This window comes from Streptomyces sp. cmx-18-6 (genome assembly GCF_046548915.1).
GTDB lineage: Bacteria > Actinomycetota > Actinomycetes > Streptomycetales > Streptomycetaceae > Streptomyces.
The window spans coordinates 299,406-325,857 of sequence record NZ_JAEBEP010000001.1; the positions used below are offsets into that span (position 1 = coordinate 299,406).

28 protein-coding genes, 1 other RNA gene and 1 pseudogene are annotated in these 26,452 nt (G+C 73.5%); 17 read left to right on the forward strand and 13 right to left on the reverse strand.

Annotated elements, in window-relative coordinates:
- Positions 1-48: 48 nt before the first annotated feature.
- Positions 49-1,479, reverse strand: a complete 1,431-nt coding sequence (locus ACLJPL_RS01300) for a Bcr/CflA family multidrug efflux MFS transporter (protein WP_411078763.1) — start codon at positions 1,477-1,479, stop codon at positions 49-51.
- An 89-nt stretch (positions 1,480-1,568) separates the two neighbouring features.
- Here ACLJPL_RS01300 and ACLJPL_RS01305 point away from each other — a divergent pair, with 89 nt between their 5' ends.
- A complete protein-coding gene (locus ACLJPL_RS01305) occupies positions 1,569-2,567 on the forward strand; it encodes a Gfo/Idh/MocA family protein (protein ID WP_411078764.1) in 999 nt (332 codons plus the stop codon).
- A 6-nt stretch (positions 2,568-2,573) separates the two neighbouring features.
- On the opposite strand, the gene ACLJPL_RS01310 is transcribed toward ACLJPL_RS01305, so the two are convergent.
- On the reverse strand, positions 2,574-4,250 hold the full coding sequence (locus tag ACLJPL_RS01310) for an alkaline phosphatase D family protein (RefSeq protein ID WP_411078765.1): 1,677 nt from the start codon (positions 4,248-4,250) through the stop codon (positions 2,574-2,576).
- A 153-nt stretch (positions 4,251-4,403) separates the two neighbouring features.
- Between ACLJPL_RS01310 and ACLJPL_RS01315 the strand changes: the two genes are divergently transcribed.
- The 3 genes from ACLJPL_RS01315 to ACLJPL_RS01325 all read left to right on the forward strand — a co-directional run bounded on the left by ACLJPL_RS01315 (position 4,404) and on the right by ACLJPL_RS01325 (position 6,788).
- The gene (locus ACLJPL_RS01315) at positions 4,404-5,159 is read left to right on the forward strand and encodes an SDR family oxidoreductase (RefSeq protein WP_411078766.1); all 756 of its coding nucleotides are present in this window, start codon (positions 4,404-4,406) and stop codon (positions 5,157-5,159) included.
- 172 nt (positions 5,160-5,331) lie between these two features.
- Positions 5,332-5,811 carry a lamin tail domain-containing protein gene (locus ACLJPL_RS01320; RefSeq protein ID WP_411078767.1) on the forward strand — a complete coding sequence of 160 codons (480 nt, stop codon included), beginning with the start codon at positions 5,332-5,334 and terminating at the stop codon, positions 5,809-5,811.
- A 122-nt stretch (positions 5,812-5,933) separates the two neighbouring features.
- Positions 5,934-6,788, forward strand: coding sequence for a PhzF family phenazine biosynthesis protein (locus ACLJPL_RS01325; protein WP_411078768.1), 855 nt, complete (start codon positions 5,934-5,936; stop codon positions 6,786-6,788).
- A 21-nt stretch (positions 6,789-6,809) separates the two neighbouring features.
- Here the strand turns inward: ACLJPL_RS01325 and ACLJPL_RS01330 are convergent, their stop codons facing one another.
- Together ACLJPL_RS01330 and ACLJPL_RS01335 are read right to left on the reverse strand one after the other, a co-directional pair.
- Positions 6,810-7,832 carry a hypothetical protein gene (locus tag ACLJPL_RS01330; RefSeq protein WP_411078769.1) on the reverse strand — a complete coding sequence of 341 codons (1,023 nt, stop codon included), beginning with the start codon at positions 7,830-7,832 and terminating at the stop codon, positions 6,810-6,812.
- 91 nt (positions 7,833-7,923) lie between these two features.
- Entirely contained in the window at positions 7,924-8,568 is a 645-nt protein-coding gene (locus tag ACLJPL_RS01335; protein ID WP_411078770.1) for a TetR/AcrR family transcriptional regulator, read from the reverse strand.
- 196 nt (positions 8,569-8,764) lie between these two features.
- Here ACLJPL_RS01335 and ACLJPL_RS01340 point away from each other — a divergent pair, with 196 nt between their 5' ends.
- The 3 genes from ACLJPL_RS01340 to ACLJPL_RS01350 all read left to right on the forward strand — a co-directional run bounded on the left by ACLJPL_RS01340 (position 8,765) and on the right by ACLJPL_RS01350 (position 11,890).
- Positions 8,765-10,153 carry an MFS transporter gene (locus ACLJPL_RS01340; protein ID WP_411078771.1) on the forward strand — a complete coding sequence of 463 codons (1,389 nt, stop codon included), beginning with the start codon at positions 8,765-8,767 and terminating at the stop codon, positions 10,151-10,153.
- 93 nt (positions 10,154-10,246) lie between these two features.
- Entirely contained in the window at positions 10,247-10,912 is a 666-nt protein-coding gene (locus tag ACLJPL_RS01345; RefSeq protein WP_411078772.1) for a GNAT family N-acetyltransferase, read from the forward strand.
- A 75-nt stretch (positions 10,913-10,987) separates the two neighbouring features.
- The gene (locus tag ACLJPL_RS01350; protein WP_411078773.1) at positions 10,988-11,890 is read left to right on the forward strand and encodes a glycosyltransferase family 2 protein; all 903 of its coding nucleotides are present in this window, start codon (positions 10,988-10,990) and stop codon (positions 11,888-11,890) included.
- 35 nt (positions 11,891-11,925) lie between these two features.
- Here the strand turns inward: ACLJPL_RS01350 and ACLJPL_RS01355 are convergent, their stop codons facing one another.
- The gene (locus ACLJPL_RS01355; RefSeq protein ID WP_411079432.1) at positions 11,926-12,297 is read right to left on the reverse strand and encodes a hypothetical protein; all 372 of its coding nucleotides are present in this window, start codon (positions 12,295-12,297) and stop codon (positions 11,926-11,928) included.
- Positions 12,298-12,592: 295 nt separating this feature from the next.
- Between ACLJPL_RS01355 and ACLJPL_RS01360 the strand changes: the two genes are divergently transcribed.
- The 3 genes from ACLJPL_RS01360 (at position 12,593) to ACLJPL_RS01370 (ending at position 13,868) form a co-directional block, all read left to right on the forward strand.
- Complete coding sequence (locus ACLJPL_RS01360) at positions 12,593-13,021, forward strand: hypothetical protein (protein ID WP_411078774.1); 429 nt, start codon at positions 12,593-12,595, stop codon at positions 13,019-13,021.
- Positions 13,022-13,161: 140 nt separating this feature from the next.
- Positions 13,162-13,371, forward strand: a complete 210-nt coding sequence (locus tag ACLJPL_RS01365; RefSeq protein WP_411078775.1) for a hypothetical protein — start codon at positions 13,162-13,164, stop codon at positions 13,369-13,371.
- Positions 13,372-13,436: 65 nt separating this feature from the next.
- Positions 13,437-13,868, forward strand: coding sequence for a hypothetical protein (locus tag ACLJPL_RS01370; protein WP_411078776.1), 432 nt, complete (start codon positions 13,437-13,439; stop codon positions 13,866-13,868).
- A gap of 84 nt (positions 13,869-13,952) precedes the next feature.
- On the opposite strand, the gene ACLJPL_RS01375 is transcribed toward ACLJPL_RS01370, so the two are convergent.
- Positions 13,953-14,627, reverse strand: a complete 675-nt coding sequence (locus ACLJPL_RS01375) for a response regulator (protein WP_411078777.1) — start codon at positions 14,625-14,627, stop codon at positions 13,953-13,955.
- Complete coding sequence (locus ACLJPL_RS01380) at positions 14,615-15,859, reverse strand: histidine kinase (RefSeq protein ID WP_411079433.1); 1,245 nt, start codon at positions 15,857-15,859, stop codon at positions 14,615-14,617. Before ACLJPL_RS01380 ends, ACLJPL_RS01375 begins: the two co-directional genes overlap by 13 nt.
- 344 nt (positions 15,860-16,203) lie before the next feature.
- On the opposite strand from ACLJPL_RS01380, the gene ACLJPL_RS01385 reads away from it, so the two are divergent.
- From ACLJPL_RS01385 to ACLJPL_RS01395, 3 genes are read left to right on the forward strand one after another with little or no spacing between them, the layout of a single operon-like run.
- Positions 16,204-16,926 carry an ABC transporter ATP-binding protein gene (locus tag ACLJPL_RS01385; RefSeq protein ID WP_411079434.1) on the forward strand — a complete coding sequence of 241 codons (723 nt, stop codon included), beginning with the start codon at positions 16,204-16,206 and terminating at the stop codon, positions 16,924-16,926.
- Between the two features lie 50 nt (positions 16,927-16,976).
- Entirely contained in the window at positions 16,977-17,132 is a 156-nt protein-coding gene (locus ACLJPL_RS01390; protein WP_411078778.1) for a hypothetical protein, read from the forward strand.
- 41 nt (positions 17,133-17,173) lie between these two features.
- Positions 17,174-19,804, forward strand: a complete 2,631-nt coding sequence (locus ACLJPL_RS01395) for an FtsX-like permease family protein (protein ID WP_411078779.1) — start codon at positions 17,174-17,176, stop codon at positions 19,802-19,804.
- On the opposite strand, the gene ACLJPL_RS01400 is transcribed toward ACLJPL_RS01395, so the two are convergent.
- The 3 genes and pseudogenes from ACLJPL_RS01400 to ACLJPL_RS01410 all read right to left on the reverse strand — a co-directional run.
- Positions 19,791-20,015, reverse strand: a complete 225-nt coding sequence (locus tag ACLJPL_RS01400) for a hypothetical protein (protein WP_411078780.1) — start codon at positions 20,013-20,015, stop codon at positions 19,791-19,793. The genes ACLJPL_RS01395 and ACLJPL_RS01400 overlap by 14 nt on opposite strands.
- Before the next feature lie 128 nt (positions 20,016-20,143).
- Positions 20,144-20,553: RNase P RNA component class A (rnpB, locus tag ACLJPL_RS01405), an RNA gene on the reverse strand.
- A 68-nt stretch (positions 20,554-20,621) separates the two neighbouring features.
- Positions 20,622-20,897, reverse strand: a pseudogene (locus tag ACLJPL_RS01410) (Uma2 family endonuclease); the annotation flags it as partial.
- A gap of 80 nt (positions 20,898-20,977) precedes the next feature.
- On the opposite strand from ACLJPL_RS01410, the gene ACLJPL_RS01415 reads away from it, so the two are divergent.
- The gene (locus ACLJPL_RS01415) at positions 20,978-21,730 is read left to right on the forward strand and encodes a MerR family transcriptional regulator (protein ID WP_411078781.1); all 753 of its coding nucleotides are present in this window, start codon (positions 20,978-20,980) and stop codon (positions 21,728-21,730) included.
- Entirely contained in the window at positions 21,727-22,605 is an 879-nt protein-coding gene (locus tag ACLJPL_RS01420; RefSeq protein WP_411078782.1) for a hypothetical protein, read from the forward strand. Before ACLJPL_RS01415 ends, ACLJPL_RS01420 begins: the two co-directional genes overlap by 4 nt.
- 181 nt (positions 22,606-22,786) lie before the next feature.
- Here the strand turns inward: ACLJPL_RS01420 and ACLJPL_RS01425 are convergent, their stop codons facing one another.
- Together ACLJPL_RS01425 and ACLJPL_RS01430 are read right to left on the reverse strand one after the other, a co-directional pair.
- Complete coding sequence (locus tag ACLJPL_RS01425; RefSeq protein WP_411078783.1) at positions 22,787-23,146, reverse strand: hypothetical protein; 360 nt, start codon at positions 23,144-23,146, stop codon at positions 22,787-22,789.
- Positions 23,147-23,198: 52 nt separating this feature from the next.
- Positions 23,199-23,627 (reverse strand): hypothetical protein, encoded by a 429-nt coding sequence (locus ACLJPL_RS01430; RefSeq protein ID WP_411078784.1) that lies wholly within the window; start codon positions 23,625-23,627, stop codon positions 23,199-23,201.
- Positions 23,628-24,133: 506 nt separating this feature from the next.
- On the opposite strand from ACLJPL_RS01430, the gene yaaA reads away from it, so the two are divergent.
- Positions 24,134-24,934 carry a peroxide stress protein YaaA gene (gene yaaA, locus ACLJPL_RS01435; RefSeq protein WP_411078785.1) on the forward strand — a complete coding sequence of 267 codons (801 nt, stop codon included), beginning with the start codon at positions 24,134-24,136 and terminating at the stop codon, positions 24,932-24,934.
- 62 nt (positions 24,935-24,996) lie between these two features.
- Entirely contained in the window at positions 24,997-25,650 is a 654-nt protein-coding gene (gene eda / locus ACLJPL_RS01440; RefSeq protein ID WP_411078786.1) for a bifunctional 4-hydroxy-2-oxoglutarate aldolase/2-dehydro-3-deoxy-phosphogluconate aldolase, read from the forward strand.
- Positions 25,651-25,660: 10 nt separating this feature from the next.
- On the opposite strand, the gene ACLJPL_RS01445 is transcribed toward eda, so the two are convergent.
- Positions 25,661-26,449 carry a sulfite exporter TauE/SafE family protein gene (locus tag ACLJPL_RS01445; protein WP_411078787.1) on the reverse strand — a complete coding sequence of 263 codons (789 nt, stop codon included), beginning with the start codon at positions 26,447-26,449 and terminating at the stop codon, positions 25,661-25,663.
- Positions 26,450-26,452: the final 3 nt, after the last annotated feature.

Sequence of the window (26,452 nt, forward strand, 5' to 3'; positions counted from 1 at the left end):
TCGCGCGGCCGTCCCGGGAGCCCGGGGTTCAGGGGGTGTCGGGCGGGCCTACAGGGTGTCCTGCCCCGCCCGCTGCCACGGGCGGCACAGGCCCAGGAAGCAGCCCACCGCCGCCACCGCGCACACCACCTGCACGACCGCCATCGGGACGGCCGTGTCCTCGCCCGCGATGCCGACCAGCGGGGAGGCGATCGCGCCGATCAGGAACGAGGACGTGCCGAGCAGCGCGGAGGCGGAGCCCGCCGCGTGCTTGGTGCGCATCAGGGCCTGGGCGTTGGTGTTGGGCATCGCGAGGCCCATCGCCGACATCAGCACGAACAGTCCGGCCGCCACGGGCACGAGGCCGACCTCCCCGAACACGCCGGTGGTCATGAGCAGCAGCGCCACGGCGGCGAGCACGATGACGGCGAGGCCGAAGCCGAGCACCTTGTCCAGGCTGATCCGGCCCACCAGCAGCTTGCCGTTGATCTGCCCGACGACGATCAGGCCGATGGAGTTGAGGCCGAAGAGCAGGCTGAAGGTCTGCGGGGAGGCCCCGTAGATCTCCTGCACGACGAACGGGGAGGCCGAGATGTACGCGAACAGGACGGCGAAGGCGAGCCCGCCCGCGACCATGTAGCCGGTGAAGACCCGGTCCGCGAGCAGCCCCCGCATGGTGCGCAGCGCCTCGCCGACGCCGCCGGTGTGGCGGTCGCCGGGCGGCAGGGTCTCGTGCAGCCACCGCCAGACGACGAGGGTGAGCACGATGCCGACGCCGGTCAGCACGACGAAGATGCCGCGCCAGTCGGTGAAGCGCATCACCTGCCCGCCGATGAGCGGGGCGATGATCGGGGCGACGCCGGAGATCAGCATCAGGGTGGAGAAGAACCGGGCCATCTCCACGCCGTCGTAGAGGTCGCGCACCACCGCCCGGGCGATCACGATGCCCGCCGCCCCCGCGAGCCCCTGGAGGAGGCGGAAGCCGATGAGGAGTTCGGCGGTGGGGGCGAGCGCGCAGATCGCGGTGGCGATGACGTACACGACCATGCCCAGCAGCAGCGGCCTGCGGCGGCCCCAGCGGTCGCTCATCGGTCCGACGACGAGCTGGCCGAGGGCCATTCCGGCCAGGCACGCGGTCAGCGTGAGCTGGACGGTGGCGGCGGGGGCGCTGAGGGAGTCGGTGACGGCGGGGAGCGCCGGGAGGTACATGTCCATGGAGAGCGGCGGCAGCGCGGTGAGCCCGCCGAGGACCATGGTGACCAGGAACCCGGTGCGCCGGGCCGCCTTCGCGGCGGGGGCGGTGAGGCCGCCCGCCTCCGGGGCCGCCGGAAGTCCGGCGGGGGCGGTGACCTGCGGGGCGGCCGGGTCGACGGCCAGGGCTCCGGCGTCCCCGTGCGGGACGGGCGGGGTGAGCGGGCCGCTGTCGGCTTCGGTTCCGGGACGGTTCCCGGAGGTCGGTATGTGTTCTCGCTGGGCCCGGCTGCCGCCGCTGTCCGGCATTCTCGTCTCCACATCGTTGAATCCGCATCTATGCTCTCAGCTCGGCCGGAGTGGTCGATACCTTTTTCCGGTCGGCGGTGGAGGCGGGCATGAGCGGCACGGCGGTGCGCTGGGGTGTTCTGGCGACGGGCGGCATAGCCGCGACCTTCACGGCGGACGTCCGGGCGCTTCCCGACGCGGAGGTGGTGGCGGTCGCCTCGCGTACGGAGTCCTCGGCGCGGGCCTTCGCCGAGCGCCACGGGATCGCGCGTGCCTACGGGAGCTGGGCGGAGCTGGTCGCGGACGACACGGTGGACGTGGTGTACGTGGCCACCCCGCACTCGGCGCACCACGCGGCGGCCTCGCTCGCGCTGGGGGCCGGAAAGCACGTGCTGTGCGAGAAGGCGTTCACGCTCAACAGCCGGGAGGCGAAGGAGCTGGTGGCGCTCGCCCGGGACCGGGGCCTGTTCCTGATGGAGGCGATGTGGACCTACCTCAACCCGGTGGTCCGCCGGCTGACGGAGCTGGTGCGGGACGGGGCGATCGGCGAGATCCGCACCGTGCAGGCGGACTTCGGCTTCGCGGGCGACTTCGCCCCCGGCCACCGGCTGCGCGACCCGGACCTCGGCGGCGGGGCGCTGCTGGACCTCGGGGTCTATCCGGTCTCCTTCGCCCACCTGCTGCTGGGCGAGCCGGACCGGGTGCGGGCCGACGCGCTGCTCTCCCCCGAGGGCGTCGACCTGAACACGGGGATGCTGCTGGGCTGGGAGTCGGGCGCGACGGCGCTGCTCTCCTGCTCGATCGTCGGCCACCACCCCACGGCGGCCACCGTCATCGGCACGGCCGGGCGGATCGACCTCCCGCGCGACTTCTTCCACCCGGACCACTTCGTGCTGCACCGGCCGGGCAGGGAGCCGGAGACGGTCACTTCGGGGCCGGGGCCGCAGGGCCTGTCCGGCATGCAGTACGAGGCCGTCGAGGTGATGCGCGCGGTGCGGGCGGGCGAGATGGAGTCCCCGCTGGTGCCGCTGGAGGGTTCGCTGGCGGTGATGCGGACGCTCGACGCGGTACGGGACCGTATCGGCGTCCGCTACCCGGCGGACCGCTGAGCTGTTCTACGCGGGTTTGAGCCCCGGGTTCCCCGCCTCCGTGACGAGGGAGGCGGCGGTGGAGACCGGTGCTCCGGGGGTGGTGACCGCCGACACCGTACGGAAGTCGGCGCGGGCCGTCTTCTCCGTGAGGGTGACCAGCGCGTAGCCGCGCCGCCCGTTGTAGTGCTTCATGTGCGGGTTGGCGCGGGTCTGGTTCTCCCAGTTGGCGGGCCGCTCCGCGCCGTCCTTGCCGCTGGCGATGGAGGTGGTGACGATCTCCGTGCCCACGGTCCGCGACGACGGGTCGTCGAAGTCCTTCTTCAGGTCGAAGGCGTAGGAGACGTGGACGTCGCCGGTGAGGACCATCAGGTTGTCCACCCCGGCGGACTCGGCCCCGGCCAGCACCCGCTGCCGGGAGGCCGGGTAGCCGTCCCAGGCGTCCATGGACAGCTTGTAGGCGGCGGTGGGCACATCGCGCCGCTGGGCGAAGGTGACCTGCTGCGGGACGACGTTCCAGGTGGCGTCCGAGGCGCGCCAGCCGTCGATCAGCCAGCGTTCCTGGGCGGCCCCGGTCATGGTGCGCGCGGGGTCCTCGGACTCCGGTCCCGGGGTGCGCCAGCCGTCCCCGTACGCCTGGTCGCTGCGGTACTGGCGGGTGTCGAGGATGTCGAACTGGGCGAGCCGGCCGAAGGTGAGCCGGCGGTGGAGCCGCATGTCGGGGCCGGTGGGGCGCTGCGGGGTGCGCAGGGGCTGGTTCTCCCAGTACGCGCGGTACGCGGAGGCCCGGCGCAGCAGGAACTCCTCCGGGGTGACGTCGTTCTCGGGGATGTCGCCCGCGTAGTTGTTCTCGGTCTCGTGGTCGTCCCAGGTGACGACGAAGGGGTGGGCGGCGTGGGCGGCGCGCAGGTCCGGGTCGGACTTGTAGAGGGCGTAGCGCAGCCGGTAGTCCTCCAGGGTCATGGTCTCGCGGTTGTAGTGGGCGGGGAGGCGGCGGTCGGTGTAGTTGCGGGCCCCGCCGGTGGCCGTGACGGCGTACTCGTAGAGGTAGTCCCCGAGGTGGAAGACCACGTCGACGTCCTCGGCGGCGAGGTGGCGGTGGGCGGTGAAGTACCCGTCGTGGTACGCCTGGCAGGAGACGGCGGCCAGGGTGAGGGAGCTGTTGCGGGTTCCCGCGGCGGGCGCGGTGCGGGTGCGGCCGGTCGGGCTGGTCCAGCTGCCCGTGCGGAAGCGGTAGTAGTAGACGCGTCCGGAGTCGAGGCCCTGGACGTCGGCGCGCACGCTGTGGGCGAACTCCGCGTGGGCGGTGACCGATCCGCGCCGGGCGATGCGGCGGAAGCCCTCGTCGTGGGCCAGCTCCCAGCTCACCTGGACGCGGCCGGCGGGGAGGCCGCCGGCGGGCTCGTACGGGCGGGGGGCGAGCCGGGTCCACAGGAGCACCGAGCCCGGGAGCGGGTCGCCGGAGGCCACGCCGAGGGTGAAGGGGTTCTCGGTGATCCGGCGGGCGTCGAGCTCGGCGGCGCTCGCCGTGCCGGCGGCGGGCAGGTTCATCGTGAAGGCGAGCGCTGCGGCGGCTCCCGCCCCGGTGAGCAGACGGCGGCGGTCCAGGCCGGGACCGGATAACCGGGCGGCCGTGGTGATGGTGGTGGGTTCGGCTGATCGGACACCCTGACCGGGCGCCATGGACGTCTGTACGGCTGTCATATGCCCCTCGCTTGCCGGATGCTGCCGGATGCTGTCGGAATCCAGGGCATCGCCGGCCCGCGACGCGCCGTTGTCGCGTGCACAACATCCGCATGGCGGGTCGATGAGCACCGCGTGCCCTGTGCACCGACCTCTCCCGTACGCTGCCGGGCCATGAACACTGATCAACGAGTCGCCGTCGTCACGGGTGCTGGTTCGGGAATCGGGCGGGCCGTCGGGCTCGCCCTCGCGCATGCGGGGTGGTCGCTCGCGCTCGCGGGGCGGCGGGCGGAGCCGCTGGCGGAGACGGCCGCGGCGGCCGGGGCCCCGGACGCGCTGTGCGTGACCACGGACGTGACCGACGCCGAGGAGGTGGACGCGCTCTTCGCCGCCGTACGGGAGCGGTTCGGCCGGCTGGACCTTCTCTTCAACAACGCGGGCACGTTCGGGCCGGCCGGGGTGCCGGTGGAGGACCTGGCCGTCGAGGACTGGCGGGCGGTGGTGGACGTGAACCTGACGGGGGCGTTCCTGTGCGCGCGGGCGGCGTACCGGCTGATGAAGGAGCAGGACCCGCAGGGCGGCCGGATCATCAACAACGGCTCGATCTCGGCCCATGCGCCACGCCCGCACTCGATCGCGTACACCGCGACCAAGCACGCGATCACCGGGCTGACGAAGTCGCTGGCGCTGGACGGGCGTCCGCACCGGATCGCCTGCGGTCAGATCGACATCGGCAACGCGGCGACCGAGATGACCGAGCGGATGCGGACCGGCATCCTCCAGGCCAACGGCGAACTGGCGGTGGAGCCGGTGATGGCCGCCGCCGATGTGGCGCGGACGGTGGCGCACATGGCGGAGCTGCCGCTGGAGGCGAACATCCCGTTCCTGACGGTGATGGCGACGAACATGCCGTACGTGGGCCGGGGTTGAGGGATCCCGCGGTGCCGGGTGGGCGGGTCGGCAGGGGTGACCGTTCCTGTCCGAACGTGGCGCTGGATGACCGATCCTGCGCATTCCCGCACTCTGCGTCGAGCAAGCGCGTACTGACCGTATGATCGCATCTCGTTACGCCTTCACCAGAACGACACAGAAGGAACACCGCATGCGCATACGCACCGCTGCGCCGATCGCCCTGGCCGCCGCCACCGCACTGGCCGGCTCCCTCCTCGCCACGGCGGCTCCGGCCTCGGCGGCCGCCCACCAGGGCGGGCTGCACTTCGGCCTCGTCCAGTACGACGGTCCCGGCAAGGACGACCGGTCGAAGAAGTCCCTGAACGCCGAGTGGGTGAACATCCACAACAGCGGCAAGAAAAAGGTGCAGCTCAAGGGCTACAAGGTGAAGGACAACACCGGCTTCACCTACACCTTCGGCGCCTACACCGTCGGCGCGGGCAAGACCGTCAAGCTGCGCACCGGCAAGGGCTCGAACACCTCGGGCGCCGTGCACTGGAACCGGGGCTCGTACGTCTGGAACAACACCGGCGACAAGGCCCGGCTGATCAAGCCGAACGGGAAGCTCCAGGACTCCTGCTCCTGGGGCAGGTCGACCGTGGCGAACAAGGGCGTCAAGAACTGCCACTGACCGGCCGCCGCGCTGATGGGGCTGCCGCGATCCCGGGGGGCGCGGCAGCCGTACGCGGCGGGAGAAGGCGATGAGATGGAGGGGCCTGGACGGCGGGCGCGGCGGAGGGGTTAGGGTGCCGCATGACACGTGACAACGAGCCCGAGGTCCTGCGCTACACCGCCTTCTCCTCCGACCCCGAGGGCGGCAATCCCGCGGGGGTCGTCCTGGACGCTTCGGGTCTCGACGAGGAGCGGATGCTCGCCGTCGCGGCGGAGGTGGGCTACAGCGAGTCGGCGTTCCTCACGGAGCGGACCGGCGAGGGCGCGTACACGATCCGCTATTTCAGCCCGAAGGCCGAGGTGCCCTTCTGCGGTCATGCCACGGTCGCCACGGCCATCGCGCTGGCCGAGCGGGACGGGCCGGGCGCGCTGGAGTTCGCGACGGCCGCAGGTCACGTGCCGGTCACCGTCGTCCGGGAGGGCGGCGAGCTCCGGGCCACCCTGACCAGCGTGGTCCCGCACGTCACGGGGATCGACGCGGCGGACCTCGCGGAGGCGCTGGCGGCCCTGGACTGGGCGGCCGCCGATCTCGACCCCGCCCTGCCGCCCCGCATCGCCTACGCGGGGGCCCGGCACCTGGTGCTGGCCGCCGCGACCCGTGAGCGGCTGGCGGATCTCGCGTACGACTTCGCCCGGCTGGAAGCGCTGATGCACCGGCTCGACCTCACGACCCTGCAACTGGTCCGGCGCGAGGGACCGGAGGTCTTCCACGTCCGGGATCCGTTCCCGGTGGGCGGGGTGGTCGAGGACCCGGCGACCGGGGCCGCGGCGGCCGCGTTCGGCGCGTACGCACGCGAGCTGGGGCTCGTCCCGGAGGCGGCCGTGCTGACGCTGCACCAGGGCGCGGACATGGGCCGCCCGGGCACGCTCACGGTCGAGCTGCGCGCCGGGGAGGCCCGCGTCCGGGTCAGCGGCACCGGGGCCCGGATCGGCTGAGGCCCCGCCGCAGCGGGGAGGTCAGGCGGTGAGCTCCCTGGCCGGGGAGACCTGGGCGAACCAGCGCCGCGTCTCCTCCGGTTCGAGGGCGCGTTCCAGGATGACGTCGCCGCGCATGCCCGGGAGGAAGCGGCCCGCGGGCCAGGACCGCCGGTAGGACGGCTCGTCCAGTACCAGCAGGCGTACGCCGTCGACGACGGGGATGCCGGAGGGGGAGCCCTCGTTCCCGATGCTGCCGCCGTCCGGTGCCGTCAGGTCGAAGGAGCCCACGGTGTCCACCTGGCCCGGCGTGTCCCGGCAGACGGCCACCTCCTGCGGCGAGGGCGCGTGGCCCGCCACATGGCCGCCGCCTATGAGCGCGTCGGCGAGCAGGGTGTGCAGCTGGAAGTTGTCGCCGATGCCGGACAGCCGCAGGGCGTAGCCGGTGCCGCTCGTCCGGTGGAGGACGACCAGGGGTTCGTCGTCCAGCACCCGGAGCGCGTGGGCCAGGTACGTGAACTCCGCGCCGGACGCCCGCTCCACGGTGGTGAGCAGGTGCAGCAGAGCGCCCCGGTCGCCGGCTCGGCCGCGTACCGCCGGGTGGTTCAGCATCGCGACCGCCGCCATCTCCCACTGGCGCAGCGTCCACCAGCCCACGGTCGCCTCGAAGCCGGCCCGCTCGACGGCCTCGTCGCCGGGCTCGCCGCCGTCCGGGGCGGGGAACGCGCCGCCGCCGGTCGCCTCCCACGCCTCGGCGAACGCGACGGCCGCCTCAAGTGCCGTCCGCAGCCCGGCCAGTACGCCGGGAGCGCAGCGCTCGGCGTCCGCGCCGCGCTCGACGCAGGCCCCGACGAGGACGGCGACGACGGCGCGGGGGCCGGGCGGCGCGTGCTCCAGTACGGCGGCGAGCCGGGGCCCGGCGTCGAGCAGCTCCGCCTCCTTGGCCTGCCCGAAGGTCTCCTGCAACCGGACGAACGCCTTGCCGGAGCGTTTGGCGTCCCGAGCCGCCACCGCGGTCTCGAAGTCCGCGACCGCTCCCCCGAAACCGGCCTTACCGAATATCATTCCAGCACTTTATCGACGCGGTACGGGGCGCGGCGAAGCCGGTCCGCCCCGAGGGCCCCGCGCACCCCCCACCGCACGAACACCGCACCCCTCACCGTACGAACACCCCCGCCCGCGCCGCGGCGACCGCTGCGTCGGCCGCGCGGTCGGCGGCGGCCTCGTCGAGCGGGCCGCCGCTGGCGAGCAGCCGGTAGTACAGGGGCGCCGACACGGCCGTAATCACCTCGCCCGGGTCCGTGCCCTCGGGCAGCTCACCCCGCGCGATGGCCGCCTCGACGCAGCCGGACCACTCCCCGATGCGCACCGCGTAGAAGCGGTGCAGGGCCTCGGCGGTCCTCGGGTCGCAGGTCGCGGCGGCGATGACGGCGGCGAAGAGGGCCCCCTGCCGGGGATCGGTCAGCGTCCGGACGACGAGGCGGGCGTTGGCCCGCAGGTCCTCGGCCAGCGATCCGGTGTCCGTGCGCGGCAGCGACTGCTCCGCCATGTCCGTGAGCAGGTCGGCCACCAGTCCGGCGGTGGTGGACCAGCGCCGGTACACGGTCGTCTTGCCGACCTCGGCGCGACGGGCGACGTCGGCCAGGTCGAGCCGGTCGAAGCCGTCCTCGGCCAGCGCGTCGCCGGCCGCGCGCAGCACCGCCTCCCGCACCCGCGCGGTACGGCCGCCGGGTCGCACGGTGCCCGGCTCGCCGCAGTCGGCGTCCGGGCCGCCGACGCCCTCAGAACCCTCAGCCTTCATAACGGGTCTCCAGTTCCATTAATCGCCCTGCCCCTGCTACGGTGACTTCACCTTAACGGAACCACAGAACCGTTAGTGCATCCGTGCCCAGGAAGGCATCCCTGCCATGTCCGCACCCCGCAACGCCCCACCCTCCACTCCCCCGGCGGCCACCACCCCAGCGACCCCCACCGCCCCCGCGGCTTCCGCTCTTCGCATGACGAGCCGCCAGAAGCTCGTGCTGGCGCTGCTGCTCGGGTCCCAGTTCATGATCGCGGTGGATTTCTCGATCCTGAACGTGGCCCTGCCGGTCGTCGGGCAGGGGCTCGGCTTCTCCCTCCACAACCTCCAGTGGATCGCCACGTCCTTCGCGCTCGCCGCCGCCGGGTTCACCCTCCTCTTCGGCCGCGTCGCCGACCTCGTCGGCCGCAAGAACCTGTTCCTGGGCGGCATGGCCGTCCTCGGCCTCTCCTCTGCGCTCGGCGGCCTCGCCACCTCGCCCGAGGTCCTGCTCACCGCACGGGTGCTCCAGGGCCTGGCGACCGCGGCCGTCACCCCGGCCGGGCTCGCGCTGCTGACCACCGCGTTCAAGGAGGGGCCGCTGCGCGACCGGGCGCTGGGGCTCAACGGGGCCCTGATGTCGGCCGGGTTCACCGCCGGAGCGATCCTCGGCGGCCTCCTGACGGACCTGCTCTCCTGGCGCTGGGCCTTCTTCGTCAACGTACCGGTCGCGGCCCTGGTCGTGATCCTCGCGCCGTCCGTGATCACCGACTCCCGGCCGGAGCGGCGGCCGAAGCTGGACGTACCCGGCGCGGTCACCGTCACCGGCGGGCTGCTGCTGCTCGTCCTCGGGCTCACCCAGGCCGGCGAGACCGGCTGGACCCGGCCCACCACGCTGGCCGCCCTGGCCGCCGGAGCCGTCCTCCTGATCGCCTTCGTCGGCATCGAGCGGCGGGCGGCCGCCCCGCTCGTCCCGGTGCACATCCTGAAGCGGCGCAGCGTCGTCTGGGGCAACACGGCCGGGCTGATCGCCTTCGTCACCGAGACCTCGCTCGTCTTCCTGCTCACCCTCTACCTCCAGGAAGTCCTCGGCTACTCCGCGCTCGCCACCGGCCTCGCCTTCGGCGTCCTCGGCCTGGGCACCGTCGTCGGCGGGGTGCTCGGCGGACGGGCGGTGAGCCGGTTCGGCAACCGGCGCGCCATCGTGCTGGGCGGCACGGTCCAGGCCGCCGCCACCCTCTCCCTGGTGGCGCTGGGCAGCTCAGGGGCCTGGATCTGGCTTCTGCTGGCGGCCACCTTCGTCGGCGGGGTGGGCAACATGCTGATGATCGTCGGCTTCATGGTCACCGCGACCTCGGGACTGCCGGACGAGGAGCAGGGACGGGCCACCGGGCTGGCGACGATGACCCAGCAGGTCGGCATCACCCTCGGCATTCCGGTGATGAGCGCGATCGTCACCGCGAGGATGGCGGGCCTGACGGGCCCGGACGCGGTGCTGTCCGGCGTCTCCACCGCCATCCTGGTCAACTCCGCGCTGGTCCTGGCGGGCGCGCTGCTCACCGGCCGCTTCCTGGCCGGAGGGGAGCGGACGCCGAAGGAGGGGTGAGCCGTCCCCCTGCGGCTGCGGCGGGGAGGAGTTCGGGCGACGCACCCTCCCCGCCGATGGGCGGAATCGGGCCGATCACGGGAGGATACGGACATGGCTGATCCCGAGCCTGATCCCCGACCGCAGTCCACACCCGACACCGACACCGGCGCCCACACCGGCGATGAGGCGGAACCCGGCCCCGACCCGCTGACCGTTCCGAGCATGTCCGCGGGCCCGGACTTCGTCCTGCGCCCCTGGGAGATGAGCGACCTGCCCCTCCTCCGCGAGGCCGCGCGGGACCCGTACATCCCGCTCATCACGACGGTCCCGTCCCGCTACTCGGACGGGGCCGCCGAGGCGTTCGTCCGCAGGCAGTGGGACGAGGCGGCGACCGGTGCGGAGTACCCGTTCGCGATCGTCCGCTCCCGGGACCGCCGCCCGGTCGGGGCCATCGGGCTCGGACTGCGGGACCTGCCGGAGGGCCGGGCCTCGATCGGGTACTGGATGGCCGCCTCCGGGCGTGGCCAGGGGGTCGCCCGGGCCGCCCTGCGTACGGTGACGGGCTGGGCCCTGCGCGACCTCGGCGTCCCCCGCCTCCAGCTCTTCATCGAACCGTGGAACACCGCGTCGGCCCGGATCGCCGAGGACGTGGGCTTCCGGCGGGAGGGGCTGCTGCGGGGCTGGCGGCTGGTGGGCGACCGGCGGCGGGACATGGCCGTGTACGCGCTCCTGAACGGCGACGAGCCCGTGGATGGCCGGGCGGTAACGGCGGACTGAACACCGAGGCGTTACGATCGCGGGCACCGCTGCCGACCAGCATCCGACCGGCGGCCGAGCCCAGGAGTACCGAACTTGTCCGCACCACGCATCGGCGTATCCATCGTGACCATGGGAGACCGCCCGCAGGCGGTCGAGGCGCTGCTCGCGTCGGTCGCCATGCAGGACGCCCGGCCCACCCGACTCGTGATCATCGGCAACGGAACGGCGCTCCCGGACTACGCCTCCACCCCCGGCCTGGAGGACCTGGAGGGCGGGGTGACCACCATAGAGCTGCCGGAGAACCTCGGCTGCCCGGGCGGCCGCAACGAGGGGCTGCGCAGGCTCGCCGAGATCGGCGACGTGGACGTGGTGATCGAGCTGGACGACGACGGGCTCCTGGTCGAGAAGGACGTCTTCCGCCGGGTCCAGGACCACTTCGCCGCCGACGACCGGCTCGGCATCGTGGGCTTCCGGATCGCCGACGAGCACGGCGAGACGCAGCGCCGGCACGTCCCCCGGCTGCGGGCGGGCGACCCGATGCGGGGCGGCCCGGTGACCGCGTTCCTCGGCGGCGGCCACGCGTTCTCCATGAAGATGCTGGCGGAGACCGGCCTGTGGCCCGCGGAGTTCTTCTTCACCCACGAGGAGACGGACCTCGCCTGGCGGGCGCTGGACGCCGGCTGGAAGGTGCTGTACGAGCCGGAGCTCCTGCTCCAGCACCCGAAGACCTCCCCGGCCCGGCACGCGGTGTACTACCGGATGACGGCCCGCAACCGCGTCTGGCTCGCCCGCCGCAACCTGCCCCTCCCCCTGGTCCCCGCCTACCTCGGCACCTGGACCCTGCTGACGCTGGCCCGCACCCGCGACCCGAAGGGCCTGCGCGCCTGGGCCGGCGGCTTCACCGAGGGCGTCCGCACCCCCTGCGGCGACCGGCGGCCGATGCGCTGGTCCACGGTGTGGCGGATGACACGGCTGGGCCGGCCGCCGGTGATCTGACCCGCAGGCCCTGGGGTTCAGGGGGTTCAGCGGTATCAGGGGGTCCAGCGGTAGAGGACGTCCGGCTCGCCCTCCTCGTTGCGGCCGCCGTCGTCGAACGCGACGGCGGTGAACCCGTGCCGCTCGTAGAAGGCGCGGGCGGCGGCGTTGCGCCGGAACACGTACAGGCTCAGCGGCCTGCCCGCGATCTCCGCGGTGCTCGTGGGCAGCACGACATGGGTGATCCAGGCGAGGGTGTCCTCGTCGCTGTGGACCCGGGGCAGATACGGCATGGCGGCGGCGCGGGAGGCCAGGAAGACGCGGGTGACGGCCTCCGCGTCCTGGGCCGTCGCCCGCCGCACCCGTACCTGTAGCCGGTGGCGTACCGCGCCCCGTCCCCGTACCGCGTCCGATGCCTCGTCCGGCACCGCATCCGGCGCTACGCCTTCCGGCGCCGCCTCTTCCGGTGCTGCACGACCGCCCCCGTACGCGTTCTCCGCCACCCGCGTCACTCCCTGCCCCAGGCCCGGTACGTCCCGGCCCGCACGGCCCCGGCACGATGATCACGGGCAGCAGATCACACGAAGGAGCCGACGTGCCGGGGGTATTCCGGGGCGGCCGGGCGGGTGACGGCCTTGAGGCCCATCCATGATTGCTGATCTACTACGAAGGTGTGCCCCGGCGGGAGAGACGGTTCCGGGCCGCGGGGGGAGGAAGGTCGCGATGAGCTGGTTCTGGTGGGTTCTCATCCTGTTCTGGACCGGTGGCTTCGCGTGGGCCGCCGACACCGTCCGCACCGCCCTGCGCAACCGGCACGAACGCAGGCTGGAACTGCTGGAGGCCGCGAAGCAGGAGCGGCTCGCGCTCGAAGCCGCGCACAAGTCGCCGGAGCCGGTGTGCGGCTGCACCCACCACCTCGCCAAGCACGACAAGCGGGGCCGCTGCCACGAGCGGGTCGAGGTGCCGACCGCCTGGGACGAGGACAAGAAGCCGCTGCGCTACGAGGCGGGGCAGTGCGACTGCCAGCAGTACGTGGGCCCGCAGCCGCTCTCGCAGGTGTACGCGGAGGAACTGACGGAGCACTGGCCCACGGACCCGGCCGCCGAGCCGCCCCCCGGTCCGCCCTCCGGGCCTCCCGCCGGGGAGAAGTAGGCGCGCGTCCGGCAGGGGGTGCAGGCTCCACCACCGTTCGGGTACGGGGTGTACTGCCCCGGGCCGTCGCCCCGGGGAGCATGGACCGGGACAGCGCGGGCCGAGACCGCGCGGCGGATCCGTACCGACTGGAGGACTCCATGGCAGGGACGAAGCGAAAGATCGGAAGCGGGTGGATCGTCCCGCCCCTGTTCGTCTTCTTCGTGGGAGCCATGCTGACCTCGGTGGTCTCCCACACGGTCACCGGCTCCACCCGGACGACGGTGATGATCGTGGGCTTCTCCCTCGACGTCATCGCCGTGCTCTGGGCCGTGGTGCGCTGGTCGCGGGCCGCCGGCGCCGGCGACTGACGCGGCGCGTCAGCCGGATCAGCCGGTACGCCGCCGAAGAAGGCCACTTCGAGGAGAGCGGGAAGATGAAGGCGAACGAGGAGCTGAAGGGCCTCGCGGGAGGAAGGCGGCAGGGGATCGTGAGGGCGGCGGTGGCGGTCGCGCTCGTCGTGCCCGCCGTCATCGGGCTCACCGCCTGCGAGAACACTCCGCAGAAGGTGCTGGACCGGGGCGATACGTGTCTGGAGATCCTGGACCTGGCGCTCTTCGACCCGGACGCCAAGGACGCGGACGCGGCCGTGAGGGACGTCGAGGACCGTGCCGACAAGCTCGACGAACTGGCCGGCAGGACCGAGGACGGCAAGCTGGCCGACGCCGCGCGGGACGCGGCGAAGGAGTTGCGTGACACCTCGCCGAAGGACCGCGGTCCGGGTTCGGTGTCCGCGTACGTCTCCGCTCAGAACGAGCGCCTGGAGACCTTGCGCGGCACGTGCACGTCCCTCAAGGACTACCTCTGACACGTTCGCTCATCGGGCGGGGGCGTTGGGGGCGTTGAGAGCGCCGAGGGGGCGGAGGGTGTCCAGGGGCCGGAGACCGCCGCCTCAGGGGCCGGAGACCGTCGAGGCCCTGCCGCCGTCGAGAAAGGCGAGCACGGCCAGGACCCTGCGGTGCACGTCGCCACCCTCGGGCGGCAGCCCCAACTTGTCGAAGACGCCGCGGATGTGCTTGCTCACGGCCCGCTCGGTGATCACCATGCGCTCGGCGATGGCGCCGTTGGCGAGCCCCTGGGCCATCATCCCCAGCACCTCGTACTCACGCGGCGTCAGCCCTCGCAGGGGTCGCTCCGCCGCCTTCCGGCTCAGGATCTCGGTCACCACCTCCGGATCCAGTGCCGTGCCGCCGGAGGTGATGCGCTCCAGCGCCTCCAGGAACTGTTCGACCCGCCCGACCCGGTCCTTGAGCAGATAGCCGACGCCCCGCGCGCCACCCGCCAACAACTCGGCGGCGTACGTCTGTTCCACATACTGGGAGAGCACCAGAATGGGCAGGCCGGGGAACTCGTCGCGGGCCGCGAGGGCGGCGCGCAGGCCCTCGTCGCGGAAGGACGGCGGCAGGCGTACGTCGAGCACGGCGACGTCCGGGCGGTGTTCGCGCAGCGCCGGCAGGATCTCGGGGCCCGCGGCACAAGTGGCCACCACTTCATGGTCGTTGCTCGTCAGCAGCAGGACCATCCCCTCGCGCAGCAGGGTGTTGTCCTCCGCGATCACGATCCGCACGGCAGCTCCACTCTCAGTTCGGTCGGCCCACCGGCAGGGCTGTGCAGGCGCGTTGTTCCGTCCAGCGCGGCGACGCGCCTGCGGATGCCCAGCAGACCACTGCCGCCGCTCTCGTCGGCCCCGCCCCGGCCGTCGTCGGCCACCAACACCGTCAGCAGCCCCTTGCCGCGGGTGAAGCGTACCGACGCCCGCCCGGCGGCGCTGTGCTTGCGGATGTTGGTCAGCGCCTCCGCCACCACGAAGTACGCCGCCGCCTCGGCCGCGGCGGGCAGCCGGTGGCCGTTCTCCACCGGGCCGAGGCTCATGTCGACGGGAATCCCCGAGGACGCCGCCAGCGCCCGTACGGCGCCCGCGAGCCCCCGGTCCGTCAGAACCGGCGGGTGGACGGTGCGCACGACGTGGCGCAGCTCCGCGAGGGCGCTCTCCAGGCCGGACTGCGCCTCGTCGAGCCGGGCGAGCGCGGCGTCGGGATCGGAGCGCAGCCGCTGCTTGGCCAGCCCGATCCGCAGGGAGAGCGCGACCAGTTGCGCCTGGACGCCGTCGTGCAGGTCCCTTTCGATGCGGCGCAGTTCGGCGCTGTGCGCCTCCACCGCTCCGGCCCGGCTCTCGGAAAGCTCGGTGATCCGCTCGCCCAGCCGGGCTGACGACGAGGGGCGCAGCAGGGCGGCGGTCCAGGCGGCCTGAAGGTCCGCCAGCTTCTCCAGTCCGTGGAGCACCAGGGGCGAACGCTCCCGGGTCGTGGTGCCGTACCGGTCCCGGCGGCGGCGGTCGAGAGCGCCGCCGATGCCCAGGCGCGGCCCGTCGACGAGCAGTCCGATCAGCCACAGGGGCAGGGTCAGCACGGAGAGGACGACGATGGTCAGGACCGCGACCGGCAGCCACCGGGCGTCCCTCCAGGTCCCCGGGTCGGTCAGCGCCAGCCGCACCCGGTCGGCCGGTGGGCCGTCGAGCGGCAGGTACTGCTCCGGGACGGGGGCGCGGAGTCGGGCGCCGGCCCGCACCCGCTCGTATCCGGCGAGTCTGCGCAGCAGGCGAACGATCTCCGGCCAGGCGGGGGCACCGATCAGGGACAGGGTGAAGAACAGCCCGGCCGCCACGGCGAAGATCCCCAGAAAGCACAGCCAGGCCACCAGCAGGCCCGAATAGAGGTGGAGAGAGGCGAGCCAGGACCGGCGGATCTGTGACGCGAGCTGGTTCATGAGGCTCCCCCCGGGCGACTCACCGTCGAGCATGTCGAGCATACGGAGGACGGTCTTTGCGCGCGGTGCACCCGTCACGCCAGTAAAGGGTGGCGCCGGCTGAACCCGGGCGCGGGTTCACGCACCATCGCCCGCCGCCCCCCGCGTCCCTAGCGTCGTCCACAGGCGCGAACACGGCCTGCCCGGGCCCCGGGCGGGCGGCCCAGGACGGACCGGCTGACCGGTCGCACAGCCCGGAGGGCATGAACATGGTGAGGCTTCGGTCGGCAGCACGCGGTCCGGCGACGGCGGCAGGCGCGCGACCGGTGACACCGGCGGCGTCGCGGACGGCGTCCGGGGCGGACACCGGCGATCCCGCCGCCGTACCCGCGCTGATCATGGAGTCGGTCACCCGCCGCTACCGGCGCGGCGGCAGACAGCTGAACGCGCTGGACGACGTCAGTCTCACGGTGGACCGAGGCGCCTTCCTGGCCGTCATGGGGCGCTCCGGGTCCGGCAAGACCACGTTCCTCCAGTGCGCGGCCGGGCTCGACCGGCCGACCTCGGGCGTGGTGCGGATCGGCGGGACCGATCTGTCCCGGCTCGGTGAGGCGGCGCTGACCCGGCTGCGCAGGGACCGGATCGGTTTCGTGTTCCAGGCGCTCAACCTCGTACCCTCGCTCACCGTTCTGGAGAACACGGCGCTGCCGCTGCTGCTGAGCGGCGAACGCCCCGACTCCCCCGCCGTACGGGAGCGGGCCCTGCGCGTGCTGTCGGCGGTGGGGCTCGCGGAGCGGGCCGACGACTCGCCGCTGCGGCTGTCCGGCGGTCAGCAGCAGCGCGTGGCGATCGCCCGCGCCCTGGTCACCGACCCCGCGGTGATCTTCGCGGACGAGCCTACCGGGGCGCTCGACCCGGTCACCGCCCGCGATGTCCTCACGCTCCTGCGCGACGCGGTGGACCGGCAGGGCCACACGGTCGTGATGGTCACGCACGACCCGGTCGCCGCCTCGTGGACGGACGCGGCGGTGTTCATCGAGGCGGGGCGCGTCGTCGACGCCCTCCACCGGCCCGAACCGGAGGCCGTCGCGCGGACGATGGCACGCCTCGGGGAGCGGTGAGCGGCCGATGACGGGCACCGCAGCAGCCGGCCGCCGGGGGGCCGACCCGGGTGGAGGGCGTCGCCCCGCCGGTGGGGGACGTGGCCCCGCCGGTGGGGGACGTGGCCCCGCCGGTGGAGTGCGTCGCCCCGCCGGTGGAGTGCGTCGCCTCGCCGGTGGGGGACGTGGCACCGCCCGTGGAGTGCGTCGCCCCGCCGGTGGAGTGATCGCCGGTCGACGCACCGCCCGTTTTCTGGCCCGGCGGTCGATGCGCAGGCACCGCAAGGCGTGGGCCGCCGTGTTCGCGGCGCTCGTCCTCACCTCGCTGCTTCTCGGCGGTTTCGCCCTCGCCACGCTGTCGGCCTTCGCCGCCCACGCGCACGTCGAGCGTTACGCGGCGACGGCCGCGGTCGTCGCGGGCGACCAGAGCACGCGGTACACCGCCAAGCCGTGGGGAGATCCGCCGACGACCGTCCGTGCCGCTCTCACCGAGCGGGTGCGCGTGCCGCGCTCGGCGGTCCCCAGGATCGCGGCCGTCGCGGGCGTGCGGTCGGCGGTCGCCGACGACAACGTCCCCCTCAGCGTCGCGGACGCGGACGGCAGGGCGGTGCCGGGCCGCTCCGCCTACTCCGGCAGGACGCCCGTCCACGGCCACGGGTGGCAGGTGGCCTCCCTCGCGCCCTTCACCCTGCGCGACGGGCGCGCCCCGGCCACCGACCGCCAGGTCGTCCTGGACGGCGACCTGGCGGCGCGGGCGGGGGCCCGCGTCGGCGGCCGCGTACAGCTTCAGGCGTACGGGAAGCCCTTCGCGTACGAGGTCTCCGGCATCGTCGCCCCTCTGGGCCGGGGCGACACCGCCGGCCTGGCCCACCAGAGCGCCGTGTTCTTCACCGACGCGCACGCCCGCCGGCTCGCCGGGCACCCGGAGACGACCGACGCGATCGGCGTGCTGGCCGAACCGGGCGCGACCGTACGGGAGTTGTATCCCGCTCTGCGCAAGGCGCTCGACGGCGCGACGCCGGCCGTGGACGCGTCCGCCGGGAGCCGGTACGGGGAGGACTCCGCGGCGCTGCGCGTCCTGACGGGGAACGGGCGGGGCGATCCGGAGTTCGTGGAGGCCGCGCCCAGCAGGACGGCGCTCCTCCTGCTCCTCGCGACGGTGTGCGCGACGGTCCTGATGATCGCCCTGCTCGTCGTCGCGAGCACGGTGGCCCAGGCGGTGCACCAGCGGGCGCGGGAGCTGGCTCTGCTGCGGGCGGTCGGGGCGACGCCGCGCCAGTTGCGGCGGACCGTGGGCCGGGAGGTGCGGGGCGTCGCGGCGCCCGCCGCCGTGCTCGGCGCGATCGGCGCGGCGCCCGTGTTCCTCCTGCTGATCCACCTGCTGCGCGCACGCGGCGCCGTGCCCATCGGCCTCGAACTGCCGACGGACCCCTGGCTGATGGCGACCCCTGTGGTCACCGCCGTACTGACGCTGGTGGTCGCGCGGGTGTCGGCGGCCATCGCCTGCGGGCGGATCGCGAAGGTGCGCCCCGCGCAGGCGATGGGAGAGGCGGCCACCGAGCCCGGGAGGGCCGGCCGGGGCCGGGGCGTCGCCGGTGTCGTCCTGCTGTTCGCGGGGGTCGGCTCCGCGGGCACCGCGGTGCTTCAGCACGGCGAACTCGCCGCGATGGCCGCCAGTACGGCGGCCATGGCCCTGGTGATCGCCTGCGCGCTGCTGGGCCCGTGGATCGCCCGTGCGGCCCTGCGGGCGCTCGGCGCGCCGGCCCGGAGGCTGGGCCCCGGCGGCCATCTCGCGGTCGCGGCGTCCCGGGCCGGCTCCCGGCGTCTGGGCGCCGCCATCACCCCGATCGTGCTGGTCGTGGCGTTCGTGGGGGTGCAGCTCTCGGCGGGCGCGACGCTGGACCGGGAGGGCGGCAGGCAGGCAGCGGCGGCCATGGGCGCGTCGTTGGAGGTCACGACGGACGGGCCGGGAATCCCGGGGGACGCGGTGGCCGAAGTCCGCGGGGCGCCCGGTGTCAGCGCCGCCACCGGAGTCATGCACAGCACCGTGGTGCTGGCCCACCGGGAGACGGGCGAACCCCGGCTGGACCGGCTCCCCGTCATCGGAGTGGACCCGGCCGCGCTGCCGGCCACGCTCGACCCGGACGTCTCCTCCGGCAGCCTGGCGAAACTGGGCCCTGGCACGGTCGCCATCGGAGAGGGCCGGGCGCGCTCCCTCGGCGTCGGCGTCGGGGACGAGGTCACCGTGCGGTACGGGGACGGGGCGACGGTTCAGGTCGAGGTGGCCGCGCTCTACCGGCGGTCGTCGGCCCTCGGCGACTTGCTGTTCTCGACCGCCGAGCTGGCCCCGCACCTGGCCGCCCCGCTGCACCGCCGCATCCTGGTCGCACAGCAGCCGGGGGCGGGCGACGTGCGGGCGGCGGTGGAGCGGGCGCTCGACGGGTCCGTGCTGGGCGCGTCGGTGTCGCGGGGCCCCGACGCCGTACACCTGGAGTCCGAGGACCGGGGTGCGGGCCAGGTGATCACGGTGGTGGCCGTGGGCGTCATCGGAGTCTTCACGGTCGTCTCCGTACTGAACACCCTCACGCTCATCATGGTGGGCCGCCGTCAGGAGCTGGCGCTGCTCCGGCTGGTCGGCGCCGGCCGCGGACAGATACGCCGCATGCTGATGACGGAGGCCGCGCTGATCGTCCTGACCGGCCTGCTCGTGGGCGGCCTGGCCGCGGCGATCCCCCTGGCGGCGTTCAGCTTCGCCCTGGCCGGAACCCCGCCCCACCTCCCGCCCCTCCATGCGGGACTGATCGCCCTGACGATGGTGGTGACCACCTGCGCGGGCTGCCTGGTCCCGGCCGGACCAGCGCTGCGCGGGAAGCACCCCGCCGGCCTCAACGGCCGGTGACGGTCCGGGGCTGCCGCCGCCACGCGACCCACCGCACCACGCCCCAGACCACTCCGGTCACTTCGAGGGCGGCCCCGACAGCCATGAGCACCGCCCGGAAGCCGCCCTGGAACGCGTGCGACAACACGGACAGCAGCAACGAACCGAGCAGGAACACCACCAACGGCCGCGACCACCAGGCGCCCCGGGCATCGCCCTCCACGTTCTCCATGGCCCCATCCCATCAGGAGCGCGGCCCGGGCGAGGGCGCTTTCCCGGTCCCCGGCCCATGCGTCGCGCAACGCGAGAAAGGGCCTTTGACCGGATGGGACACCTGGTCAAAGGCCCTTGGCCTGCCGGCAGACGAGTCGCGCTGTACGCCGGGTTCTGTCTCCCGGTCGCCTCGCGGCGGCCGGGGAGACGGCCATCCATCTAGGACCGGCATTGCTGCCGGCCTCGTGCGGTCTACCCGTGAACTCGGGCGAGCAGCCCTCGAATGTTCACGCAGGGCCGTCCCGTTTCGGGGACGACCCCTCTTGACCTTGCTCCGGGTGGGGTTTACCTAGCCGCCTGAGTCACCTCAGGCGCTGGTGGTCTCTTACACCACCGTTTCACCCTTACCCGGGACCGAAGCCCCGGGCGGTCTGTTTTCTGTGGCACTGTCCCGCGGGTCACCCCGGGTGGCCGTTAGCCACCACCCTGCCCTGTGGAGCCCGGACGTTCCTCGGGAGGATCCCGAAGGATCCCCACGCGGCCGTCCGCGCGGCTCGTCTGCCGTGCCGGTCATTCTACCGGGCCGTACGGACAGCCCGACCGGAGTCCCCACCGGCCCAGCCCCTCAGCCGAAGTCCGCGGTCTCCAGGTCGAAGGCGAGGGGCTCGGGGATCGGCAGCGGCTTTCCGTACGGGATGGTGGGGTGCCGGCGGTAGTCGTCGCCCCCCGGGTCGCTGAACAGCGTCACGGGGCTCTCGTCCCGGTCGACGGGCAGGTGGAGCGGGACGGGGCCGCGTGCGCAGCAGAGGGGCTCGGCCTCGCGGTCGGCCTGCGGCCCGGTGGAGGTCGCCTGCACCACGAGGGCGACGCCTTCGCAGGGCATCCAGGGGGCGGAGTTCCTCCTCCGATGGCAGGACGGCGCCGCCCGGGGAGGAGAGCGGCGCTTGACCTTGCCGCAGCGTCAGAGTTTCTACTGGCCGCATGCGTATCGGAGAGATCGCCGCGCTCGTCGGAGTCACCTCCCGGGCCGTCCGGCACTACCACCACGTCGGCCTCCTGCCCGAGCCCGCCCGGCGGGCCAACGGCTATCGCGCGTACACCGTCCGCGATGCCGTCCTGCTGGCCCGCATCCGGCGGCTGACCGAGCTCGGGCTCTCCCTGGACGAGGTGCGGGACGTGCTCGCGGACGACGCGGGGCGGGAGTTGGCGGAGGTGCTGGGCGAGCTGGACGCGGACCTGGCCCGGCAGGAGCAGGAGATCCGGGAGCGGCGGCGGGTGCTGGGCGCGCTGTTGGCGTCGCCGCCCGCCTCGGACGGGCCGCTCCCGCCCGCCCTGGCCGCGCTCCTGGAGGGCGCGCCCGCCACCGAGTCCCCCGCCGCCGCCAAGGACCGCGAGCACCTGGCGTTGCTGGACGCGGCGGGCGGCGGGGGGAGCGCGGTGTACGCGGCGCTGCGGCCGTTGGCCGAGGACCCGGGCGTCGCGGCGTTGTACGAGCGGCTGGACGGGCTGGCGGAGGCCGGGGCGGACGACCCGCGTATCGCGCCGTTGGCCGCCGACCTCGCCGCCGCCGTACCGGATGAGGTCCTCGCGGTGATCCCCGGGGGAGGGATGGCGGTGACGGGATTCGGGCGGGCGCTGCTCGACGACTATCCGCCCGCGCAGCGCGAGGTGGTGCGGCTGGTGATGGAGGCGCTGGCCGCACGGAGGCACGGGACGCCGGGGAGGACGTCGTGAGGACGGGGACGGGGGGCGGGGCGGTGGAGAAGACGGTGGGCCTGCGCGTCGCGCGGGGTGCGGTGTGGGCGGTGCTGCCCGCCGAGCTGGCGCTGCTCGTCTGTCTGGCGGGCGGGGTGCGGATACCGGGCGCGGTCCTGCTGGTGACCGAGGCCCTGGTGGTGGGCGTGCTCGCGCTGGAGGCTTCGGTGTGGTGGCGGCTGTACGCGGCCCGGCGGCGGGCGGGGGCCGGGCGGCGGGAAGCCGGGCGTTCGGCGCTGCGCGCTCTGGCGCCGGTCGTCGTGCGGCGGCTGGTGGTGCACGAGTTCCGGGCGCTGCACAGTCTCGGGCTGTGGGTCGTACGCCGCCGCCACCGCATCCCGGAGGGGGCCCTGGCCGTCCCGTACACCGGGCCCCAGACCGGGATGATGTACGCGTTCCTCTTCGTCTCCGTCCTCGAGACGGTCGTGCTGGCCCTGGTGATCCCGTGGCCGCTGGTCCACGCGATCCTGCTCGTGGTGGACGTGTACGGGGTGGTGCTGATCCTCGCACTGCACGCGGCCTGCGTGACCCGGCCGCACGTCGTGGAGGCGGACGGTTCGCTGCGGCTGCGTTACGGCGCGCTGTTCGATCTGCGGGTGCCCGCCTCCGCCGTCGCCGCCGCCCGGGTCGAGCGGCGCTATCCGGACGGCGGGCTGGTGCGGGTCGATGAGGACGGGGTGCTCGATGTGGTGGTGGGCAGCGGGACGACGGTGACGGTGGAGCTGACGGAACCGGTGGAGTTCGTGCGGCCGCTGGGCCGGCGCGGGCGGGCCCGGACGCTCCGCTTCCACGCCGACGACCCCCGGGCGGCCGTCGCCGCGCTCACGCGGGAGGGGGCCCGGGAGGCCGGGTGAGCGTTCACAGTGCGCCTGGCCGGGACGCATCCTCCGCGACGACGAACCGACCCGCCTCCCGTCGTACGAGCGGTTGCGCGGCCGCGCGTATGACATTTTCCCCGGTACCGGTCCACGCACGAAAGACCTTGCGCCGATTCTCGCGCAAGGTCTTTCGTGTCATGCGGTCCGGCGAGCTTCTCTACGGGCCGTCCGGGAGACGTCGGCCCATTTTCGCCGATTTCCGATTACCCCCCTTGGTGTCCCACCACTCCTCCATCAGCGCACGGACCAAAGCCACCAGCTGATCGAGTTTCTCGGGAGACGGGGAGGGGGACGTGAACACGTCGCGGAACGCTTTGTCGCTCCAGGGCAGCGTGAACTCCCACTGCTCACGGGGCCGCCCCTCGCGCTTGACGCCGAGCCGGTACACCAGCGTCACGGTCCCGTCCGGGGCGTGGTCGATGTCCAGACGGGAAACGTGGTACGCCGTCTCGTCTCCCGGCAGTCCCGAGACGAACGACGCGGCCAAGGCGTCTTCGGCTGGCGTTCGCGCCGACATGTCCTGCTCCTCTTCATCGCCTCACCGACGGGACGGCCGGCCCGGTCGAGCCTCAGCAGGCCGGAACGTACGAGCCGGAGTTCACCTTGTACGCGGTGAGGAGATCGTTACGAGCGGCGGGTGTACCGATGATGGTACGGAACTTCTCCTTCGAGGGGCAGCTCGCGGTGTACGTGGAGAACCCGCCCCGCCCGTTCGCCCGCCCCGACCAGATGGCGGCGTTGATCTTCTTGTCCATCGTGGCGTTCCAGCCGTGACGCGCCTTGATGTGCTTCCAGCCCCACTTGGCGGTCCCGCATCGCAGCGTGTAGGCGGCGGGCCCCCGGTAGTACTTCTTGAGGATGTGGTTGCGCGACTTCTTCTTGCAGATGGTGCCGAAGCTCTTCGCCGGCTCCACCACGGACGCGGTGCCCGCCGCGGGTGCGGGCGCCGCGATCGAAGGGGCCGCCGAACCTCCGAGAATCGCGGCGGCCATCGCCATCGGAACAACTGTCTTCACTTTTGTGGGTGCGTTAAATCGCACGAGAATCCCCCTGTTGAAGTTTTCGCTGTTTCGGATTCCATTGTTCTGGATTCCACTGCCACAGATTCCACTGCCGCAGATTCCGCTCTCGCAGATTCCGCGCGCATGCGTATGCCGATACACCCCCGAGCGATCGGCACAGAGGGAGCACATCACGATGACGGTGAGGCGGTCAATATATTTCAAATTTCCGCCATAAGCGGTATTGGGCATTCCGTTCGTGATTCGCCACACCCTTGAATCCTTGACTATTTTTCACGGCGCAGCCCGGTCGCCAATGGCGCACACGCGGTCGGCCTTTTGGCCTCCGGCCGCTTTCCGGCGGATGCCCCGGCGACCGCCGCCGAGCGGGCGTCGAGGCTCCCACCGGCCGCCCCGGCCCGCCCCCGTACCCTTGCCGGAGGACCCGGGAAGCCCGCACGCGGACCGGGTCCCGTTCGTCGTGCGTACGAAGGAGAACCGCCGTGCTCGTGCTGTTGCCGCCCTCCGAAGGAAAGGCCGCCTCGGGGCGCGGGGCTCCCGTGAAGCCCGAGTCGCTGTCGCTGCCGGGTCTCACCGAGGCCCGGGCGACGGTCCTGGACGAGCTCGTCGAGCTGTGCCGGGCGGACGAGGAGAAGGCCCGCGATGTGCTCGGGCTGAGCGTCGGACTCCGGGGCGAGGTCGGAAAGAACGCCGGGCTGCGGACCGCCGGGACCCGGCCGGCCGGGGAGCTGTACACCGGTGTGCTGTACGACGCCCTCGACCTGGCCTCCCTCGACGCGGACGCCCGGCGGCTCGCGGCGAAGTCGCTGCTGGTCTTCTCCGGGCTGTGGGGCGCGGTCCGGATCGGCGACCGGATTCCGCCGTACCGCTGCTCGATGGGCGTGAAGCTCCCCGGCATCGGCGCGCTCGGCGCGTACTGGCGTACGCCCATGGAGTCGGTCATGCCCGAGGCGGCCGGCGACGGGCTCGTGCTGGACCTGCGCTCGTCGGCGTACGCGGCGGCCTGGAAGCCGAAGGGCGAGGTCGCCGCGCGTACGGCGAGTGTGCGGGTGCTCCAGTCGCAGATCGTGGACGGGGTGGAGAAGCGGTCCGTCGTCAGCCACTTCAACAAGGCGACCAAGGGGCGGATGGTGCGCGACCTGCTGACGGCCGGGGCGCGGCCGAAGGACCCGGAGCGGCTGGTGGACGCGTTGCGGGATCTCGGGTACGTGGTGGAGGCCGAGGCCCCCGCGCGCGGGGGGCGGCCGTGGTCGCTCGATGTGGTGGTGACGGAGATCCACTAGGCACATTGCACCCTGCGCAACGGGCGTTGCAGATATCGCTGGCGGCGCGGCAGGATGGGGCCATGACCTCCTCCTCGCCGCCGCCCGCAGCACCCTCCGAGACCTCCGTGCTGGACCTCGCCCCCGTCGTCCCCGTCGTCGTCCTGCACGACGCGGCCGACGCCGTGCCGCTGGCGCGGGCGCTGGTGGCGGGCGGGCTCCCGGCGATCGAGGTGACCCTCCGGACGCCCGCCGCGCTGGAGTCGATCCGGGCCGTCGCCGCCGAGGTGCCGGGCGCGGTGGTCGGCGCGGGGACGGTCATCTCGCCGCAGCACGTCCGGGACACGGTCGACGCGGGGGCCAGGTTCCTGGTCAGCCCGGGGTGGACGGACGCGCTGCTGGAGGCGATGCGGGCCTCCGGGGTGCCGTTCCTGCCCGGCGTCTCGACCACCTCCGAGGTGGTGGCCCTGCTGGAGCGCGGGGTGAGCGACATGAAGTTCTTCCCGGCCGAGGCGGCGGGCGGCACCGCCTATCTGAAGGCCCTCTCCGCCCCGCTCCCCCAGGCCCGTTTCTGCCCGACCGGCGGCATCTCGCTCGCCTCCGCCCCCTCCTACCTCGCCCTGCCGAACGTCGCGTGCGTGGGCGGCAGTTGGATGGTCCCGGGCGACGCGGTGGCGGCGAAGGACTGGGACCGGGTGGCGCGTCTGGCGGCGGAGGCGGCGGAGCTCGGGGCGTAGAGACGCGTCCTCAGCGCACGATCTGCACCGCGTACAGCCCGCCGATGCCCAGCGCCAGCACCCCCAGCAGCAGCCGCAGGGCCGTCTCCGGCAGGCGGGGCTGGAGGCGGGCGCCCAGGTATCCCCCGCACAGGCCGCCGAGACCGCAGGCCAGGCCGAGCGACCAGTACGGGGCGATGTCGCCGGTCGTGGTCAGGGAGAGCAGGGCGTACGTCCCCGCGCCCACGACCGAGGTCACGAAGGTGGCGGCCAGCGCGGCCGGGGCCACCTTCGCGACCGGCATCCCGCGCCCCACCAGGATCGGGCCGAGGATCGAGCCGCCGCCGATCCCGTAGACGCCCCCGGCGACACCGACGACCACGGCGAGGCGGGTGATGGCCCGGGGCGAGGGTTCGCGCGCGGGGGCGGCGGTGCGCGAGGCGCGGTGCAGCGTACGGAGGCAGAGCCAGCCGCCCAGCGGGAGCAGCAGCACCGCGATCAGGAGCCGGAAGACCGAGGGGCCCGGCACCGCGAAGACCCGGATCACCGCGCCGACCACGACCCCGGGAACGGTGCCCAGGACCAGCAGCCGGGTCAGCGGCCCCCGGAGCCCGCCGCTCCGGTGGTGCCGCAGCAGAGCCCCGGGCCCGGCGACCACGTTGTAGAGCAGATTGGTCGGGGTGACCGCCGGGCTGGGCACCCCGAGCACGCTGACCTGGACCGGCAGCAGGAACACCGCGCCCGACACCCCGACCGGGGCGGTCGCCACCGAGATCAGCAGTCCGGCGGCGAACCCGAGCAGCCCGGTCGGCCAGTCCATGCC